Below are 17,552 nucleotides of genomic sequence, written 5' to 3'. Positions count from 1 at the left end.
TCGGCACCTCTCTTATTTTTTGGGAGGTGCTTTTTATTTTGGAACGTATATGAAGGGGGATTTATAGATGAAAAAGGTATTATTAAGCATTGTAAGCGGAGCAGTATTATTATTAGGCGCATGTAGCGTGAGTTCAGATAAAGAGGTAAAAGCATTAGACGAGAAAAAGATTACTGTCGGTGTAACAGGTGGGCCGCATGAACAAATTTTTGAAAAGGTAAAAGAAGTTGCCGCAAAAGATGGCCTCGAAATTGATATAAAAGTATTTAATGATTATGTAGCGCCAAACGTATCTTTAGATGAAAAAAGCCTTGATGTAAATAGCTACCAAACAAAATCGTATTTAGATGTATTTAAAGCTGAACGCAATATGAAATTAGCTGAAGTATTTTCAACAGTAACATTCCCTATGGGCGTATATTCTAAAGATATAAAAGATGTAAAAGACTTAAAAGACGGCGATGCAATTGCTGTACCAAATGACCCAACGAATGAACTGCGAGCTTTAAAATTATTTGAAAAAGCAGGGGTTTTAAAAATTGATCCAAAGGCTACAGAAAAAGCGACTGCAAAGGATGTAATTGAAAACCCGAAAAATTTAAAGATTGTTGAATTAGAGGCATCTCAATTACCAATACAACTAAGTGAAGTGAAAGCAGCCGCAATCAATACAAACTTTGCATTAGGTGCAAAATTAAGTCCGGCGAAAGATTCTATTTTCCGCGAAGGAAAAGATTCACCATATGTGAACTGGGTCGTAGTTCGTACTGAAAATAAAGATGATGCCGTTGTAAATAAATTAAAGAAAGCTTATCAATCTAAAGAAGTAAAAGAGTTTATCGAGAAAAAATTTGATGGTTCAGTTTTACCATCTTGGTAGGAGCTGACGATAATGATTGAATTAAAAAACATATCCAAAGTATTTTCAACAAAAAAAGGGACTGTTGAGGCTCTTAAGTCTACTTCCCTTAAAGTAGAAAAAGGCGAGGTATTTGGAATCATTGGGTATAGTGGCGCTGGTAAAAGTACATTGATTCGATGTGTAAATTTATTAGAAAAACCAACGACAGGAAATATCATTGTAAACGAACAAGACTTAACAACGTTATCGACAAAAGAACTAGCAAAAGCGAGACAAAAAATCGGAATGATCTTTCAAGGATTCAATTTACTTAAAACTGTTAGCATCTATGAAAACATTGCATTACCTTTACGCCTTGCTGGTATTCCAAAAGTGGAAATTAAAAAAAGGGTAGAAAAATATTTACGCATTGTCGATCTTTTCAATCGAAAAGATGCTTATCCAAGTGAACTTTCTGGCGGTCAAAAACAGCGCGTTGCAATTGCACGTGCACTATCACATGAGCCTGAAGTGTTATTAAGTGACGAAGCAACGAGTGCTTTAGATCCAGAAACAACTGATTCTATTCTTGATTTGTTATTAAAGATTAACGAAGAAATTGGAATTACGATTTTACTCATTACACACGAAATGAACGTTATCCAACGTATATGCGACCGCGTTGCCGTTATGGAACATGGATCTGTAGTCGAAAGCGGGACTGTGAAAGATATTTTCACAAACCCACAACATGTAACAACGAAGAAATTTGTAAATAGCGCCTTTGCAGCTAAAATTCCAGAAGAGGTACAGAAAGAACTACAGAATACTGGAGAAATTGTAACACTTTCATTTATTGGCACTACTTCAGGTGAACCTGCCTTAGCTGTTGCCACAAAACGTTTCCAAGTGTATCCGAATATTTTATCCGGTAATATTACGCAGTTAAAACATGAAGCATATGGGAAACTAGTCGTTCATATGCAAGGAGAACAAAATGAAATCCACCGTGCTTTATCATTTTTACAAGAGCAAGGAATCATTGTAGAAGGAGGTAGAACAGATTATGGGAAACAAGTCCTTTTTGGATGAATGGGGTAAAGTCATATGGGAAGCCACAATTCAAACCTTTCAAATGACATCTATTTCATTACTCATCTCAATCCTTATTGCACTGCCACTTGGCGTCACACTTGTTTTAACGAGACCTGGTGGGCAGCGTGAAAATAAAATCATCTATCCTATTCTTAATACAATTATTAATATCATTCGCTCTCTTCCATTTATCATTCTATTATTCTTCATCTTACCTTTTACAAAGTTTCTAATGGGAACATCCATTGGCGTACAAGGTGTTATCGTACCTCTTGTCGTCTTCACAGCTCCTTATATCGCACGTTTAATGGAGACAGCTTTACTAGAAGTCGATCGCGGTGTCATTGAAGCCTACCAAGCGATGGGAGTCTCTACTATAAAAATCATTTGGCACGTCATGGTTAAAGAAGCTCGTCCCTCCCTTGTACTTGGATTAACAATCGCAACAATTGGCTTAATTGGCGCAACAGCAATGGCTGGCCTTGTGGGTGCTGGCGGGCTAGGGGATTTAGCATACCGCTTCGGACATTTACGCTACGAGCCTGAAGTAATGTATGCAACTGTCTTTATTTTAATTATCCTCGTTCAAGGATTACAGTCTTTAGGAAATGGTGTTGCACGAAGACTGAAGAAAGATTAAAAAAGAAGGTATCTCACTAAGGTGAGATACCTTCTTTTTTATCTTTTAAACCCACCTTCTGAATGAATAACTTGCCCAGTAATCCACTCAGCTTCTTCACTTACTAAAAATTTAATGAGTCTAGCTGCATCCTTTGGCTCACCAATTCTGCCAAAAGGAAACATCGGCTTTAACCCTTGTTTTATCTCTTCAGTCATCCATCCTGTATCAGTTGGTCCTGGATTAATTGCATTCACTGTTATTCCTAAATGAGCTACCTCTGCTGACAACGTACTAGTAAGAGCATCAATAGCTCCCTTCGTTGTCGCATAAGCTAGTTCTCCTGCCATAGGACCTTGAAATTGCCCCGAAGTCATATTAACAATTCTACCACCAGATTTCTTATCAAATCCTCGGGCAAATTGACTACTGAGCAATGTAGTCGCACGAATATTAACCATATAATGCTTATCTAATTCTTCAGCAGTCAACGTAGAGAAATCATTATTCGTAGAATATGCTGCATTATTAATTAATATATGAGGGTACCCTAATTGTTCAGTAACTTTATTTAAAAGCTCTTTCGGTGCATCATTCCGAGTTAAATCTAACTCCATGCTCAATACTCTAACACCTTTTTGTAATAGCTCTTCTTTTAATTGTATTTGTTCATTTTTATCAACGCCCCAAGGCATCTCTTTATCATAATCCGTCCAATACGTAAAAAATATATCGTATCCTGCCTCAGCTAATTCTTTACAAATCGCTGCTCCTATACCGTCTAGACGACTTACGCCTGTAACAACTGCTACTTTATTTTTTAATTGTTTCATCATATACTCCTCCAAGTTTAAAGGACGCATATTTTATATAAGAGATATAAATTTCCCCACCTAGACCTCTGTCCTTACAAAAGGGATGTACAAGCCAACTATGCAGTCCTTGCATGATTTACAAATAGCTAAATAAACCCTCACTTATGAGAGAAAAATTCATCTATCCAATTTCTAATCATTACAAGTTCATCCACATATCGAGTCCTTGTCTCCTTTCCATATATCTCTGTTTCTATCATACCAATATGATGTACTATTTCAAATGATAAAAAAATAAAAACCAATATTCCATTCCAAACTTCTATCGAATTTATTATATTATAATATAATAAATAATGGAAATAATTAGAAAAATACTGGTAAATATTGACTAACCTTCTTATAATAAAACGTGGGGCTAATGTGAGAATTTAGTTTTAAACAAATAGGGGGAAGAAATATGTCAAAAAAATTACTTTCTTTATTTTCTGCAGTAATCGTAGCAGCTTTTGTAATAACCGGCTGTGGTCAAAGCGATACGACAAATAAAGAACAAAAAGAGAATGCAACAAAAGAAAGCAAAACGGAAAAAACAGATACAACGAAAGAAAGTAAACCTACTGAAAAAAAATCCGAAGATAAAAAAACTGAAGATAAAAAGCCTGAAAATACAGCTACTGGATCAAGCGACTACTCTAAGCTGATTTCCTATATGGAAAAAGAAACAGGTGGTAAAACAAAAGTTCTTTTTGAAAATAAAGAACCACAAGTCTATAAAGCTGAAGATGTTTCAGTATCAATGAATAGTTACACATTAGTTGAATTAAATGGATTCCATACAAACTTCGATATTCCGTTTAATCGTCAAACAGAAGGCGGAGTTATTCTTGTGAACTACAGCGTAAAAAATAGTTCAGCTAAAGATATTTATTATATGCCAGCATTGGACATGTCATTTACTGGCGCGCAGAAAGCATATAGTAACTATAAAGATTTAATTCCAAAAGAAGATCAGCTCCCAACTAAACTTGCTCCAACGAATGATTACTTAGTAAAAGCAGGAGAAACTATTTCTGGTTATATCGCTTATCCATTCGGAAAAGATGATCTAGCGAAAATTTCAAGTCTCTCAACAGTCTCAGTCACAGTCCCAACTGCACAAGCTAATAAAGGAAAATTTGATGCTCCAATCGGAAATCCTGGAAGCTTTTCATTAAGTTTAAACAAACAGGGTGCTGAAAAAGTTGCAACAGATAATACTTTCTACCAAGATAAAGCTACAGCTAATAACATGGGCGATAAAAAAATGTTAAAAGAGAAATCAAGTATTAATAACAACCAAGAATTAGGCGCTGTTAATGTTACATTAGACGGATACCAATTCACTCAATTCACACCAAATTCCGTCGAAGCTCCACGCTTTGCAAATTTTAAAAACGGTCTTGTTCTGTTAACAGTAAAATTCAAGCTTGATAACAAAGATGTTCAAGACGTTTCACTATCTCCTATAAGCTCTACATTAAGAGTGAATGATGGTACACAATATACGATTAATGAAGGTATGCTATTAAATTATGACTATAATGCTGCAGTTAAAACTGGAACATCTGGAGAGTTACTACAAGTATATATTTTAGATCAAGAGCAGTATGAAAAGATTTGGAAAGACAAAAGCTTTGAGATTGAGTTAGGACCTATGAGAAATAAAGAAGCTAAAGATATTTCACAAGGTAAAAAAGCTAAATTTACATTACCTAAATAAGTTACTAAGTATATATTAGAAAAGGCATATAACATATGATTGTTATATGCCTTTTTCATTTTATAAAAACACCATTTTTGTTCACACTTTATCCATTGTGAATCTTTTCACAATGGATATATAATAAACTTGTAAATACAATATTGGAGGGATTTCAATGATTATCAATTTTTTAAGAACTGATAAACGTGCTGCTTTCATATTATTACTTTTACGGCTTTACATAGGGTATAAATGGCTCGCTGCTGGGATAGGTAAAGTTTTCGGACAATCTTTTGATGCAAGTGGTTTTCTAAAGGGCGCTATCGCTCAAGCATCAGGTGACCATCCTGCAGTACAAAGTTGGTGGGCAGATTTTCTTCAACATTTTGTTCTTCCAAACGCAGACCTATTTAGCTTTTTAGTTCAATGGGGAGAAATTTTAGTAGGTCTAGGTTTAATTTTAGGCGGATTAACAAAAACAGCTGCATTTTTCGGAATCATAATGAATCTTTCATTTTTATTAAGCGGAACTGTTAGTGTAAACCCAAATCTGCTTATTTTAACTATGTTCATTTTAGTTGCAGGGCAAAACGCTGGACGTATTGGATTAGATGGCTATGTTTTCCCTAAACTTTTCCGTAAAAATAACCACGGAACATATAAATTAAGTAAAACTGCGTAGTAACAGTTTACTTTTAAAATATAAATAAGAAAAAGAGCCTGAGTATAGGCTCTTTTTCTTATTTATCCTAATTTAAACTTTTAACGAGCCACGAAAACCTCTGGCAGCATAGTAAGAGTCTGCTCCATTGTGGTACACGAAAACATGTCCGAAGCGATAATCACAAAATAGAGCACCACCGAGTTCTCGAATATCTGAAGGTGTTTGTACCCAACTTGATGATTTCATGTCAAAATCCCCAAGTTGTTGCAATTCCCGATATTGTTCTTCCGTTAATAGTTCAATGCCCATAGCATTTGCAACATCAATAACATTATTTTCTGGTTTATGTTTTTTTCTTGATTCTAACGCTTCAAGATCATAACAAAGACTTCTGCGGCCTTTAGGACTCTCCTTTGAACAATCATAGAAAGTATATTCGTCCTTTTCTTCATCATAACCGACAACATCCGGCTCACCGCCAGTTACTTCCATTTCGTTAAGTGACCATAATTTTTCAGCATTAGCTTCTATCTTAGCTTCAACCTTAGCCCATTCAAGACCTTCATGGCGGTTCATATTTTTCTCAAAACGAGCTTGCAATACTTTCAATAACTCTTGACGTTTTTCTACTAGTAAGTCATTTTTATTTCCTGTCATATTAGTCCTCCCTGATGTGTGTACAGATATTAGTTTAAGTATATATTTTATAATAAATCATCTCAAGATGAAGACCGTTTCAACCTTATGTCTTGTACAAACATCCATTATAAAGTTCTAAAACCCTCCATACTTTCTCCAAGAATATAGTGTGAAAACCACATCAAATTCTGCTTCATAATAGCTACATTCATTCCCGGCTGATTAGGACTATATGCCATTCCTTTAAATATAATTAATTCTGTATCCACTTCCATATCCATTAATCCTTGATATAGATCATATGCATTTGTAATTGGAATTCTTGCATCCTTTTCTCCATGCTGAATTAAGGTAGGCGTACAAGCTGATTTAATATACGTCATAGGTGATGTCTTCGTATATATCTCTGGATCATTCCATGGAGTATTTCCTAAATACATTCTAATAAAGTAAGGTATATCTGTATTTACATAATGGGTACTCCAGTTAGTGATTCCACCGCCAACTGAAATAGCTTTAAATCGACTACTAAATGTAGAACAGAAAGCTGATACATATCCACCGTTGCTCCATCCCATAACTCCTACTCTATCCTTGTCTACCATCCTTTTTTCTACTAGTTCATCCACTCCAGATATAACATCATCGTAGTCAGCAATCCCCTGTTTTCTATAGTTAGCTTTTAAAAATTCATTACCATAACCTGAACTTCCTCTGTAATTTGGTTCTAAAACGATAAAGCCTTTTTCAATAAACTGTTCAATCGGATATTTCTCATTGAAGCAGTCTGAAAATATCGAAAAAGACGCCCAAGCCGGACCGCCGTGAATTACTACTAATAAAGGATATTTTTTATTAGTATCAAACTCTACTGGCGTTGATAAAACACCTTCTATTTCAAGACCATCGCTACTTTTCCATGAGATGATTTCTCTGTTACTTTTAAGTTTCCCTTTGAAAAAGCTATTTTCATCCGTTATTTTTTTATCGTCTAAATAGATTTCAAAGGTTTCATTTGTTCTAGCCTTATTATAGGATATATGTTTTCCATCCTTTGTTATAGAAGCATCCATTATAAAGCCATCTACTTTTTCGCCTAATATTTCCACAGTTCCATCTTCAGCTAGCAACCCAATAAGATAATTCGTTTTATTCTGCCATCTAATTAAAATCCCTTTAGCTGTCCACTGTAATGGCATAACCGTACTATCAAAATCTGTTAAAGGTTGAATTAGCTCTCCATTATGAATATCATATATCTCTAACGTACTATCTTGTATATAGTTTCTATAGTAATCCCTCTCTCTTATGCTTGCTGAGTAACAAATTTTGCTGCCCTCTGGAGAAAAGCAAACACTCCCTCCCAACAATTTATCCACATTCAGCTTTTGTAGCTCTCCAGCTTTAATATGGAGTATGTATAGATCTCCATTTATATAATCTGCCATATTTGAGCTTGGTGTCGCCATAAATACAACCTTTTTACCATCATTTGAAATATCAAATTCATGGATATGAAAATCCTTACCATCAGTTAATCGATAAACAACTCTGTTCTCATGTTCATCTGTATCACTTTGTATCACCTTTTCTATTTCAATGTAATATAAACAATTATTCTGGTGTTCCTTACTTACATGATGGAAATCTCCATATAATTCCTTACGTTTCTTTATTTCCTCACATTCTTTTGACTGTGCAACATAATAAAAACCTTTGCCAGCAGGATCCCATTTGAATGTACTAATTCCTTCCTTCTCATCAGTAATTTGAACCTCGCTATAACCATCTAGCGACTTAACAAATATCTGATTTTTCCCATCACCAACTGGACTAAGATATGCGATACACTTAGCATCTGGAGACCATAATGGGTGTGTACTATCTATATCCCCATTTGATAATGGGTAACTCTGCTTCTTATCTTTTTCATATATCCATACATGATTCCTATATGTATTGTCTTTCCAATCAGCCGTCTTCTTTACAAATGCTACGTTTTTACCATCATCACTTATGTTTGTACTTGATAAGGTTGGTAATGAAATAATCTCTTCTATACTTAGATATGTTTTTTTAATCGTTTTCATCAATATCCCCCCCTGAAATGTCCATAAATCTCTCGTCTCTTTTTGTCGTAATCAAAGAAATTATTCATGAATACTTAAAATAATAATGGAAAATTCAGATAAATAAAAGTGAATTCGATAAAGTAAAACTTTAATCTATAGGGTTCTATCCACTTACCAATTCTAGATGTTATTTTTCGACACAAAAACACCCCTTTAGATAAAATATCTAAAGGGGTACAAATTTGTAAATTTATTTTAAAGCTACAACTATATTTATTAACCTACCAATCTCCTACTCAACAGTAACAGACTTAGCTAAGTTACGTGGCTTATCAACGTCACACTCGCGGTGAAGTGCTGCGTAGTATGAAATAAGTTGTAATGGAATAACTGCTACTAGCGGTGCTAGTGCTTCGTGTACAGCTGGTAATACGAAGCTGTCTCCTTCCATTTCTAAGCCTTTCATTGAGATGATACATGGGTTAGCTCCGCGTGCTACTACCTCTTTCACGTTGCCGCGAATTCCAAGGTTTACGTGCTCTTGTGTAGCAAGTGCGATAACTGGTGTACCATTTTCGATTAAAGCGATTGTACCGTGTTTTAACTCTCCTCCAGCGAATCCTTCTGCTTGGATGTAAGAGATTTCTTTTAGTTTTAACGCACCTTCTAATCCTACGTAGAAGTCTACGCTACGTCCGATGAAGAAACAGTTACGCGTTGTCGCTAAAAATTGTTTTGCTAATGCGTCCATTTCTTCTTTTTGATCACAAAGTTCTATCATTGCATTTGCTACAAGTCCTAGTTCGTGTGTTAAATCGAAATCAAGAACTTCACCTTTTGCTTTAGCAATATCAGCTGCTAAAATTGAAAGTACTGCAAGCTGTGCTGTGTAAGCTTTCGTTGATGCAACTGCAATTTCTGGTCCAGCGTATAACGGAAGTGTATAATCAGCTTCACGAGAAAGAGTAGAACCAGGCACGTTTGTAATTGTTAATGCTTTATGACCCATTTCATTTGTTTGTACAAGTACTGCACGGCTATCAGCTGTTTCACCACTTTGTGAAATGTAAATGAAGAATGGTCTTTCTGTTAATAATGGCATGTTGTAAGAGAATTCACTTGCTACATGCACTTCAACTGGCATTTTTGCAAACTTCTCGATAAATTGTTTTCCAACAAGACCTGCATGATAACTCGTTCCACATGCAATGATGTAAATACGATCGCTATCTAAAATCGCATTGCGGATGTCTTGATTTAATTCAATTTCGCCATTTTCATCTTGATACTTTTGAATTATATTACGGATTACAAGTGGTTGCTCATCGATTTCTTTAAGCATGAAGTGAGGATATGTTCCCTTTTCAATATCACTTGCGTCTAATTCCGCTGTAAACGGTGCACGTTCAATCGTTTCACCTTGTAAGTTTTTAATTGTAATACTTTCTTTCGTTACGATTACGATTTCTTTATCCATTAACTCAATAAATTGATCTGTAACTTGTAACATCGCCATAGCGTCGCTTGCCACAACATTAAAGTTGTCACCAACACCTACTAATAGCGGGCTTTTGTTTTTAGCAACATAAATCATGTTTGGATTTTCAGCATCAAGTAATCCGATTGCATAAGAGCCATGTAAAAGAGATAGCGTATTACGGAACGCTTCTTCTACACTTAATCCTGTGCTCACTTGTTGTTCCATAAGCTGTACGATAATCTCTGTATCTGTTTCACTTACGAACGTTACATCTTGTAAATATTCCTTTTTCACTAATTCATAGTTTTCAATTACACCGTTATGAACTAGTGTAAAGCGTTTTGATGTACTTTGATGCGGATGCGCGTTTACTTTACTTGGAACACCGTGTGTAGCCCAGCGTGTGTGTCCGATACCTACGCTTGCTGCTACGTTCTCATCTACGATTTCACGAAGTTTTGCGATACGGCCTTTTTCTTTGTATACAACAACACCGTTCTCTGCTTGTACTGCAATACCTGCTGAATCATATCCACGATATTCTAGCTTTTCTAAACCTTTTAATAAAATTTCCTTTGCATCTTGCTCTCCAATAAATCCTACGATTCCACACATGTTTAGTCGCCGTTACAAATGCTTACACTGCTCTGCGAACATGTAACGACATAGTCCGATACCATTTTTATTTATACTAAAAAAACGGATTACATATTGCTAGCCCTGTAAGCTTGTAACGGCTTTCACCTTCCTCTCGATTGGGTTTAAGTCCGTATATACTTATACAGCTAGTTTTCATCCGTTCCTCTTCTCTCATCACACTTTCACCTTTGTCCACTAAGTCACCTTAATGATTTAAGTAAAAGTTTGCGGTTGTGATGAACAACCGGGAGTCATCCGCCGAAATCTCGATAAACCCCACCTCGTCAACTACACTATTTGTAGTTCTGGCGCTTTTATAATTTACAATATTTCCTTTGAGAAAAAGAACAAGACCATCTTATAACAAACATGGATAAACCGTCAATGAAATTTTTTTCATCGTCTATAAAACATATGAAAAAGGAGCACTTTTTGTGCTCCTTTTTCATATAAATTCAGCTAATTACTCAGCGCCAACTTCGGCTTTCACAACTTCTACAATGCGATGTACATATGCATCACAAACTTCTTGTGTTGGTGCTTCTGCCATTACACGAATAAGTGGCTCTGTTCCAGATGGACGAACAAGAATACGGCCATCACCGTTCATTTCTTCCTCTACAACACGAATAATTTCTTTAATTTTTTCATTTTCTAATGCTAATTTTTTATCTGTTACACGAACGTTTACTAGCAATTGTGGGAATTTCGTCATTTCTCCTGCAAGCTCAGATAATGGTTTTTTCGTCATTTTCATGATGTTTACAAGTTGAAGTGCACTTAACATTCCGTCACCAGTTGTAATGTAATCAAGTAAGATAATATGGCCTGATTGTTCTCCACCTAAGTTGTAACCACCGCGTTTCATCTCTTCCATTACATAGCGGTCACCAACTGCTGTTTTATCACTTGTAATATTGTTTGCTTCAAGTGCTTTGTAGAAACCTAAGTTACTCATAACAGTTGAAACAACTGTATTATGTTTTAATTGACCAGTTTCTTTCATGTACTTCGCACAAATAAACATAATTTGATCACCGTCAACGATGTTTCCTTTTTCGTCTACAGCAATTAAACGGTCGCCATCGCCATCAAAAGCAAGTCCGATATCCGCTCCTTTTTCTTTTACCAATTCAGCTAAGCCTTCTGGATGTGTAGATCCTACACCCTCGTTAATATTCATACCGTTTGGAGAAGTTCCCATTGTTGAAATATCAGCTTCTAGGTCTGCAAATAAGTATGGAGCTAGAGAAGAAGTTGCACCATGTGCACAATCTAAAGCGATATGTAGGCCAGAGAAATCTTCTTCAACAGTTTGTTTAATGTACTGTAAATATTTTTGTCCACCTTCAAAGTAATCGCTCACTTGTCCAAGATTAGTACCTGTCGGACGTGGTAGTTCATCAACTTCTTTGTCTAATAAAGCTTCAATCTCAGCTTCTTGCTCATCTGTTAATTTAAAGCCGTCTGAACCAAAGAATTTAATACCGTTATCTTGTACTGGATTATGAGATGCAGAAATCATAACACCTGCTTGTGCATCTAGTGCTTTTGTTAAATAAGCAACACCCGGTGTAGAAATAACGCCAAGGCGCATTACTTCTGCTCCAGTTGATAATAGACCTGCTACTAAAGCTCCTTCTAACATATGGCCAGATACACGTGTATCACGACCGATAATTACTTTTGGACGATCTGTATCTTTTGTTAATACATAACCACCAAAACGCCCAATTTTGAAAGCTAATTCAGGTGTTAACTCCTTATTTGCAACTCCACGTACTCCATCTGTACCAAAATATTTACCCATTATGATTCGCTCCTTTTTCTTGCTCTTTTTGATTATGGTTATCTACCGTTGGTTCTTGACTATTTTCTTTATCTTTATCTTGATTTTGATTATTTTCCTGTTCCGTTTCTTTTTCTTGATTGGATTCAGGATTTTTTGGCTTCTCATTTTGATTTTCTTGATTGGTGTTTGAATCCGGTTGTTGACCGTTACCCTGTACTTCTTTATCTGGTTTTTCTTTCTTTACAATAGTAACTTTAGCACTTTTTTGTTTTGGCTCTATTGAAATATTACCAGGACCACTCACTTGAATAGAAATATCTTTCGTCCCTGAAGATACATTTTGCAAATTAATTACCGCTGTGATTTGGGCAGCTGTTATTTTATCTACTATACTTGCTTCTCCTGAAATATCAACACTTATCTTTCCATCTTGCGGCGAAATTAGCTGAGCCGTAACATCTTTAGAAAGTCCATTTTTTTGGATTGGGATGCCATCAATCGTTTTTGTTTTCGTTTGTTTTATTTTTTGCACTCCCACTGAAACCTTCACTTGATTCGGTTTTGCACTGGTTACACCCTTGGGTAATAAAACAGAGGCATCGAATGTTGTAGACTCTGTCAATTGACTAAGATCTACTTCGACCCCCTCTAGCGATTGTATATTATCCAAAATATCTTTTGGACCAGCTATCGTTACCTCTCTCGGCTCGACACTGATATTTGTAACTGCCAATCCTTCTGCTAAACTCCCCTTCTTCGTATACGTTACAGGAACAGTTTTTTCAGTATTATTGGCTGTAGTTTGCGTTGCCACATTCAACGTTACACTAATTTTAGATGGACTTGTTCTTACATTTAAACGTTTTCCTTCTTTATTGTATAATGTAACTTCGGGCGTTTTTGTAACAGTTTTATTAACACCTTTTAAATCAACATACGCTTTGGCAGATGAAATGCTTTCAATTTCTTCTTTCGTCCCAACTACCTCAACAGTATCCGGTTTAATGCTTGATTTTTCGAGAGTAGCCCCCGCTGGCATTTGATCCTCATTTGATAATTTCAAATCTACATGAACATATTTTCTCGCCTTTTCATGAAGAGTAACTTTAATTGTTGATGGCTGAACTGTTCCTTTCACATCGTCTGGAAGCCCGTTCGTTTTTAAAGAAATCTCATAAGTTCCTTTTGGACTATCTCGCAAATCAATTGGTATGTCAAATTGTTTTTTTGCTTTTGCTGTAGCAACTGATGCTTTTGGGCCTTCTAACTTCACCTTAACGCCCTCTGCTGGAATACCACTTACAATATATTTCTCCTCATCATACTTAAGATTAATCTCATAATTAGTTAATGTTTCTTTCGTATCATTTGCAAAAGGTAATATACCTGATGTCGTATTTTTCTCAGTTAACGTCGCTGACATAAAAAGCATACACGCCAATAGTAATGAGATCCCTTTTAAAAACCAATGATTCTCCATTAACTTATCCATGACGCTTTCTCCTCCAATTCCATAAAGACGAAGAAGTCGTTTTTTCGTTCCCACTAAATTCAGCTAATAACATATCCTTCAGCTGTTCTGTCTTCAAATCACGATGCAACTTACCATTTTTCGTTAAAGAAATTTGACCAGTTTCTTCAGACACAACTACTGTAATACTATCAGTAACTTCACTAACTCCCATTGCAGCACGATGTCTAGTTCCTAATTCTTTAGAAATAAACGGACTTTCTGATAATGGAAGATAGCATGCTGCTGCTTTAATTGTACTTCCTTGCATAATTACCGCTCCGTCATGAAGAGGTGTATTTGGAATAAAAATATTAATAAGTAATTCCGATGATACGTTTGCATTCAGCGGAATACCCGTTTCCACATAATCACCCATACCGGTCTCTTTTGACAAAGTAATTAATGCACCTATTCTACGTTTCCCCATATATTCGGTTGCTTTTGCTATCGCTGTTGCAACCATTTCAGGTTCATCATCCTCATGCGGTCCAACACGCGAAAATAAACTCCCGCGCCCTAGCTGCTCAAGTGCTCTTCGCAATTCTGGCTGAAAGATAATAATAACGGCTAAAAATCCCCATGTTAATACTTGTTCAGTTAGCCAAGATAACGTATGCAATTCAAGGAAAATACTAATCATCTTAACGACAATGATAACTGTAATCCCTTTTAAAAGTTGAACAGCTTTCGTCCCTCGGATTATGAGAATCAGCTTATATATAATAAACCATACAATGGCAATATCTAATGCCGTACTAAGATATTTCAAAATGGTCGTATCTTCAAAAGGCATGCTATCCCTTCCTCCTACTTACGAGCAATTCTATCCATATATTGAAATATTGTTTTATGCTCTATCTGTATGTATTTCCAACAACTAGTTAATTATACCATACATGAAACAAACGACAATTACAAACAACCCCCTTTAGCTCAAATTGGTAAGATGTCAAACATTTTTATCTTACAGTATAATATAAATCATTATTATACGCCTATTTTCAAATAAAAAAAGCAACTTCTCAGTTGCTTTTCTTACATTTATTTTAGTTTTTCACCGAATAAAGAACCCATTAAAGCAACTGCTGTTGTTGCCGTTCTATTTCTCTCATCTAAAATCGTATTTACCTCAACAAATTCAGCAGATGTGATAATATCCGCTTCTGCTAACATTTCCATCGCCAAGTGACTTTCACGATAAGATAGACCACCAATTACAGGCGTCCCAACACCTGGTGCATCATGAGGATCAAGACCATCTAAATCTAATGATAAGTGTACACCATCAGTATGAGATAAATATGCGATTGTTTCTTCCATAACAGCCGTCATCCCCATACGATCAATTTCATGCATTGAGAACACTTTAATACCTTCATTGCGAATGAAATCTTTTTCTCCTTCATCCAATGCACGCGCACCGATAATTACGACATTCTCTTTTTTCACCTTTGGATATGCTCCATATAAATCTACAAGTGAAGAATGTCCATAACCTAAACTTGCTGCAAGTGACATACCGTGAATATTTCCAGATGGTGAAGTTTCCTCTGTATTTAAATCACCGTGTGCATCATACCAAATAACACCTAAGTTTTTATAATGTTTTGCTACACCAGCTAATGTACCGATAGCAATACTATGGTCACCACCTAATACAAGTGGAAAACGACCTTCTTCTATAATATGATCCACCTTACTTGCTAATTCATTACATACAGTTGCAACTTGTGTAAGGTTTCTTAATTTTGTATTTTCATCTATCTCTTTTTCTCTCTCTATACGTATATCTCCCATATCTTTAACGTCATATCCAATTTCTTCAATTCTTTCAATTACCCCTGCATAACGGATTGCGCTCGGTCCCATATCAACGCCACGACGCATCTGCCCTAAATCCATTGGAACTCCAATAACTGAGATTTCTTTTTTCATAGATAGTATCCCCCTTCTGTGCCTTCACTAAATATTTTAAATCTTTTATATAGTCTGACTCAACTCGACATTTTTCTGTATGGATATACAAATTATTCACTTATATTCACGTTCAAAATCAAATTTCAAGACTATTCTATGTATAAAGTTAACTTAATGAAACAATCACAATCACTATTATTAAATAATAATAAAAAAACACCCCTACATTTAGAAGTGTTTTTCTGACGCTATTTTCCATACTGTTGCAATATTCTTCGTTGTCATTTCAATATTTTCTTCTGCTACTCTATATGCTTCTTCTAGTGTCATCGGTCTCGTTGTAATACTAAATACCGCATCTATTCCTTTCTCGTACACGGCTGAATAATCAGATGATACAGACCCTCCAATGGCAATTACAGGCACAGAAAAACGTTTCGCACGCCCCGCAACACCAACAGGAGCCTTCCCATATGCAGTTTGTTCATCTATTCTACCTTCACCAGTTATAATGAGGTCTGCATCTTCTATATGTTTATCGAAATTTGTATAATCCAATACAATTTCAATGCCCCTTCGCAAGTCTCCCTTTAGCACTGAAATAACAGCCGCCCCCATTCCTCCTGCTGCCCCTGCACCAGGTATTTCAGATACATCAGAAGATACATATCTTTTAAGGATATTCGCATAATGTTTTAAATTCTCATCTAGCTCTTTCATCATCTCTATATTCGCACCCTTTTGTCTCCCAAATACGAAAGATGCTCCCTGCATTCCGACTAATGGATTATCCACATCACATGCCGCTTCTATCTTTACCCCCTTTAAGCGTGGGTCCATTTGTGAAAAATCAATAGCAACAATCGAATGTAACGTACCTCCAGATGGATCTATTACTTCACCCTTATCATTTATAAATCTTACTCCTAAAGCTGCTAACATGCCTGCCCCACCATCATTTGTAGCACTTCCTCCAAGTCCTAAAATTATGTACTCCGCCCCTTGATTTAGCGCATGTAATATAAGTTCTCCTGTTCCTTTTGTCGTTGTAATAAGTGGGTTTCGCTTTTCAACTGGAACGTGCTGTAATCCTGATGCTGCTGCCATTTCAATAAACGCTGTCTTTTTATCTTTAGACACGCCATAAAAAGCTTGCACACTTTCTCTAAGCGGTCCTGTCACACTAATTGATATAATTCTCCCCCCTGTAGCATCAACAAGCGATTCAACCGTCCCTTCTCCTCCATCTCCAATTGGTATTCTCACATACTTTGCATTAGGAAAAATTGCTCTAAAACCTCTTTCAATAGCTTCACATACTTCTATAGCTTTTAGGCTTTCTTTATATGAATCAGATGCAATAACAACTTTCACAATTATCCCCCATCCCTTATTTTTACGTTTTCTTCATTTTAAACGATAAATATAAAAGTTGTCTTTTTAAACACAAAAAAGCTTACATCATATGATGTAAGCTTTTTCTATTTAGATGGAGCCTAGCGGGATCGAACCGCTGACCTCCTGCGTGCAAGGCAGGCGCTCTCCCAGCTGAGCTAAGGCCCCTTAGTAATAAAGCGGAAGACGGGATTCGAACCCGCGACCCCAACCTTGGCAAGGTTGTATTCTACCACTGAACTACTTCCGCGAAAATGGTGAGCCATGAAGGATTCGAACCTTCGACCCTCTGATTAAAAGTCAGATGCTCTACCAACTGAGCTAATG

14 protein-coding genes, 2 tRNA genes and 1 pseudogene are annotated in these 17,552 nt (G+C 36.1%); 5 read left to right on the top strand and 12 right to left on the bottom strand.

Translation table 11 applies throughout. The features are described 5' to 3' along the window. Positions 1–67: 67 nt before the first annotated feature. The 3 genes from MRP26_RS28345 to MRP26_RS28335 are packed head-to-tail and all read left to right on the top strand — an operon-like array spanning position 68 to position 2,576. On the top strand, positions 68–880 hold the full coding sequence (locus tag MRP26_RS28345) for a MetQ/NlpA family ABC transporter substrate-binding protein (RefSeq protein ID WP_197242020.1): 813 nt from the start codon (positions 68–70) through the stop codon (positions 878–880). A 12-nt stretch (positions 881–892) separates the two neighbouring features. Next, positions 893–1,933: a methionine ABC transporter ATP-binding protein gene (locus MRP26_RS28340; RefSeq protein ID WP_088022856.1), complete on the top strand. Its 1,041-nt coding sequence runs from the start codon at positions 893–895 to the stop codon at positions 1,931–1,933. Then, a complete protein-coding gene (locus tag MRP26_RS28335; RefSeq protein WP_000527151.1) occupies positions 1,908–2,576 on the top strand; it encodes a methionine ABC transporter permease in 669 nt (222 codons plus the stop codon). The genes MRP26_RS28340 and MRP26_RS28335 overlap by 26 nt, the downstream gene beginning before the upstream one ends. 38 nt (positions 2,577–2,614) lie before the next feature. Here the strand turns inward: MRP26_RS28335 and MRP26_RS28330 are convergent, their stop codons facing one another. Next, complete coding sequence (locus MRP26_RS28330; protein WP_069354750.1) at positions 2,615–3,391, bottom strand: SDR family oxidoreductase; 777 nt, start codon at positions 3,389–3,391, stop codon at positions 2,615–2,617. 439 nt (positions 3,392–3,830) lie between these two features. Between MRP26_RS28330 and MRP26_RS28325 the strand changes: the two genes are divergently transcribed. Both MRP26_RS28325 and MRP26_RS28320 read left to right on the top strand, forming a co-directional pair. After that, positions 3,831–5,132 (top strand): DUF5068 domain-containing protein, encoded by a 1,302-nt coding sequence (locus MRP26_RS28325; RefSeq protein WP_071731284.1) that lies wholly within the window; start codon positions 3,831–3,833, stop codon positions 5,130–5,132. Between the two features lie 157 nt (positions 5,133–5,289). Then, complete coding sequence (locus MRP26_RS28320; RefSeq protein WP_064531583.1) at positions 5,290–5,796, top strand: DoxX family membrane protein; 507 nt, start codon at positions 5,290–5,292, stop codon at positions 5,794–5,796. 72 nt (positions 5,797–5,868) lie between these two features. Here MRP26_RS28320 and MRP26_RS28315 read toward each other — a convergent pair whose 3' ends face one another. The 11 genes and pseudogenes from MRP26_RS28315 to MRP26_RS28265 all read right to left on the bottom strand — a co-directional run bounded on the left by MRP26_RS28315 (position 5,869) and on the right by MRP26_RS28265 (position 17,475). Beyond that, entirely contained in the window at positions 5,869–6,435 is a 567-nt protein-coding gene (locus tag MRP26_RS28315; protein ID WP_000147403.1) for a DUF4256 domain-containing protein, read from the bottom strand. A 107-nt stretch (positions 6,436–6,542) separates the two neighbouring features. Then, positions 6,543–8,507 carry a S9 family peptidase gene (locus MRP26_RS28310; protein WP_161114410.1) on the bottom strand — a complete coding sequence of 655 codons (1,965 nt, stop codon included), beginning with the start codon at positions 8,505–8,507 and terminating at the stop codon, positions 6,543–6,545. 274 nt (positions 8,508–8,781) lie between these two features. Next, positions 8,782–10,584: a glutamine--fructose-6-phosphate transaminase (isomerizing) gene (gene glmS / locus MRP26_RS28305; RefSeq protein WP_000334155.1), complete on the bottom strand. Its 1,803-nt coding sequence runs from the start codon at positions 10,582–10,584 to the stop codon at positions 8,782–8,784. A gap of 12 nt (positions 10,585–10,596) precedes the next feature. Further along, positions 10,597–10,783 (bottom strand): annotated as a pseudogene (locus tag MRP26_RS28300) (hypothetical protein). Positions 10,784–11,071: 288 nt separating this feature from the next. Next, complete coding sequence (gene glmM, locus MRP26_RS28295; protein WP_000521476.1) at positions 11,072–12,418, bottom strand: phosphoglucosamine mutase; 1,347 nt, start codon at positions 12,416–12,418, stop codon at positions 11,072–11,074. Further along, the gene (locus MRP26_RS28290) at positions 12,411–13,892 is read right to left on the bottom strand and encodes a CdaR family protein (RefSeq protein ID WP_197242023.1); all 1,482 of its coding nucleotides are present in this window, start codon (positions 13,890–13,892) and stop codon (positions 12,411–12,413) included. The genes glmM and MRP26_RS28290 overlap by 8 nt, the downstream gene beginning before the upstream one ends. Then, positions 13,885–14,706, bottom strand: a complete 822-nt coding sequence (gene cdaA, locus MRP26_RS28285) for a diadenylate cyclase CdaA (RefSeq protein ID WP_001115694.1) — start codon at positions 14,704–14,706, stop codon at positions 13,885–13,887. Before cdaA ends, MRP26_RS28290 begins: the two co-directional genes overlap by 8 nt. A gap of 248 nt (positions 14,707–14,954) precedes the next feature. Further along, a complete protein-coding gene (gene rocF / locus MRP26_RS28280; protein WP_000711574.1) occupies positions 14,955–15,848 on the bottom strand; it encodes an arginase in 894 nt (297 codons plus the stop codon). Between the two features lie 210 nt (positions 15,849–16,058). Further along, positions 16,059–17,204 carry a glycerate kinase gene (locus MRP26_RS28275; RefSeq protein ID WP_197242024.1) on the bottom strand — a complete coding sequence of 382 codons (1,146 nt, stop codon included), beginning with the start codon at positions 17,202–17,204 and terminating at the stop codon, positions 16,059–16,061. A gap of 116 nt (positions 17,205–17,320) precedes the next feature. Next, positions 17,321–17,393 (bottom strand) — tRNA-Ala (locus tag MRP26_RS28270). 10 nt (positions 17,394–17,403) lie between these two features. Beyond that, a tRNA-Gly gene (locus MRP26_RS28265) sits at positions 17,404–17,475 on the bottom strand. Positions 17,476–17,552 lie beyond the last annotated feature (77 nt).

It is taken from the genome of Bacillus sp. CCB-MMP212, from assembly GCF_022748145.1.
In the GTDB taxonomy this organism is placed as follows: Bacteria; Bacillota; Bacilli; order Bacillales; family Bacillaceae_G; genus Bacillus_A; species Bacillus_A cereus.
The sequence above is the reverse complement of the archived record's forward strand: the minus strand, read 5'-3'. Positions and strand labels throughout refer to the sequence as shown.

Bases quoted from the DNA above. Each gene is read 5' to 3' on its own strand.
- MRP26_RS28315 (WP_000147403.1), bottom strand. From the start codon at position 6,435: ATGACAGGAAATAAAAATGACTTACTAGTAGAAAAACGTCAAGAGTTA.
- MRP26_RS28340 (WP_088022856.1), top strand. From the start codon at position 893: ATGATTGAATTAAAAAACATATCCAAAGTATTTTCAACAAAAAAAGGG.
- rocF (WP_000711574.1), bottom strand. From the start codon at position 15,848: ATGAAAAAAGAAATCTCAGTTATTGGAGTTCCAATGGATTTAGGGCAG.
- MRP26_RS28330 (WP_069354750.1), bottom strand. From the start codon at position 3,391: ATGATGAAACAATTAAAAAATAAAGTAGCAGTTGTTACAGGCGTAAGT.
- MRP26_RS28345 (WP_197242020.1), top strand. From the start codon at position 68: ATGAAAAAGGTATTATTAAGCATTGTAAGCGGAGCAGTATTATTATTA.
- MRP26_RS28320 (WP_064531583.1), top strand. From the start codon at position 5,290: ATGATTATCAATTTTTTAAGAACTGATAAACGTGCTGCTTTCATATTA.
- cdaA (WP_001115694.1), bottom strand. From the start codon at position 14,706: ATGCCTTTTGAAGATACGACCATTTTGAAATATCTTAGTACGGCATTA.
- glmM (WP_000521476.1), bottom strand. From the start codon at position 12,418: ATGGGTAAATATTTTGGTACAGATGGAGTACGTGGAGTTGCAAATAAG.
- MRP26_RS28290 (WP_197242023.1), bottom strand. From the start codon at position 13,892: ATGGATAAGTTAATGGAGAATCATTGGTTTTTAAAAGGGATCTCATTA.
- MRP26_RS28325 (WP_071731284.1), top strand. From the start codon at position 3,831: ATGTCAAAAAAATTACTTTCTTTATTTTCTGCAGTAATCGTAGCAGCT.
- MRP26_RS28310 (WP_161114410.1), bottom strand. From the start codon at position 8,507: ATGAAAACGATTAAAAAAACATATCTAAGTATAGAAGAGATTATTTCA.
- glmS (WP_000334155.1), bottom strand. From the start codon at position 10,584: ATGTGTGGAATCGTAGGATTTATTGGAGAGCAAGATGCAAAGGAAATT.
- MRP26_RS28335 (WP_000527151.1), top strand. From the start codon at position 1,908: ATGGGAAACAAGTCCTTTTTGGATGAATGGGGTAAAGTCATATGGGAA.